Annotated in this window: 1 pseudogene; it reads left to right on the top strand. The window is 54.6% G+C overall.

Annotation, left to right across the window (positions count from 1 at the left end):
• Positions 1-614 (top strand): annotated as a pseudogene (locus tag Q5Y71_RS17080) (IS256 family transposase); the annotation flags it as partial.
• Positions 615-646 lie beyond the last annotated feature (32 nt).

Below are 646 nucleotides of genomic sequence, written 5' to 3'. Positions count from 1 at the left end.
TACCTCTCCGGGCAGGAAGGCGCACACCACTGGCTGAGCGTGCTAACTGACCTCTACAACCGTGGAGTTAAAGACATCCTGATTGCCTGTGTGGACGGCCTGCAGGGCTTCCCCGAGGCCATCGAGAGCCTCTACCCCAAAACTGAGATCCAGCACTGTATCATCCATCAGATCCGTAACTCGATGAAGTACGTGGCCTCGAAGAATCAGAAGGCCTTCATGGTCGACCTCAAGTGCGTCTACAAAGCAGCTACGCTCAATGCCGCCGAGAGCGCCCTGGACGAGTTGGAGGTCAGGGGGGCGACAAATATCCAATGGTAATCAAGTCATGGCGCAACAAGTGGCCCACCCTGTCCACCTACTTCAAATATCCCGAATACGTGCGTAAGGCGATTTACACTACCAACGCTGTCGAGGCTGTCCACCGGCAGTTCCGGAAGCTGACCAAGACCAAGGGCGGCTTCGCCAGTGAGAACAGCTTACTCAAGCTGTTGTATGCCGGTATACTGAAAGCCTCCGAGCGCTGGTCGCGTCCAATTCAAAACTGGAACCTGACGTTGTCACAGCTCGCGATCCACTTCCCGGAGCGATTAGAGAAATACATCAGCCTATGAGGCTACTTGGCTGACACAGAGTTTTGAACACC

Origin of the sequence: Microbulbifer sp. 2205BS26-8 (assembly GCF_030731025.1) — a bacterium.
GTDB classification, from domain to species: Bacteria; Pseudomonadota; Gammaproteobacteria; order Pseudomonadales; family Cellvibrionaceae; genus Microbulbifer; species Microbulbifer spongiae.
Note: the sequence above shows the minus strand (reverse complement) of the source record. Positions and strands in the feature narration are given on the sequence as shown.